Below are 546 nucleotides of genomic sequence, written 5' to 3' on the forward strand. Positions count from 1 at the left end.
CCGTGCTCGAGGATATGGTCGCTAGCGGCGAACTTACACTGTCAGAAAAGCAAATCTTGGTTGCTATGTCGGAAAACGAAGGGAAATTGGATTCCGTCCAATCCTATGATAGTGAAATTCTGACCGCAGGAGCTATGCAGAAAACCATTAATCCACAAGGAAAAGGTGAGTTTCCGACGCAAGTTGCGCTTTTTAAATCAACCAACCCGAACGATTATGTAGATCTCTTCGAGCAATGCGGTTGGTCAGTTGAGGGCACAGGCACTAGTGCAGTGATGTACTACACGCATGCGACTTTGACTCAAAACTCGAAGATTACCGGGGCTGCGCTTAAAGAGCTGATACGGCGCGATTGTTCCGCTGAAAAGTTCAACAAAGTTGTCGAGAACATTCCGCTCGCTTCAATTGTGAATGCAATAACATCGAAGATGTTTGAAAAGCGGCAGATTATGGATTTCATCGATCGTCTTCGGGATGTAGTTTTGCCACGTAATCCGGGAAATTATAATCATCCGATTAGTGAATATTTTTTATCTGATCTCGGAC

The 546-nt window shown here is 44.7% G+C and carries 1 protein-coding gene; it reads left to right on the top strand.

Annotated features, from left to right (window positions below):
* Positions 1-546 (top strand): hypothetical protein (locus P7F28_RS06045; protein WP_277183583.1); only part of this gene is annotated, 546 nt, incomplete at both ends.

The sequence above is a fragment of the Caballeronia sp. BR00000012568055 genome, assembly GCF_029439455.1.
Lineage (GTDB): Bacteria > Pseudomonadota > Gammaproteobacteria > Burkholderiales > Burkholderiaceae > Caballeronia.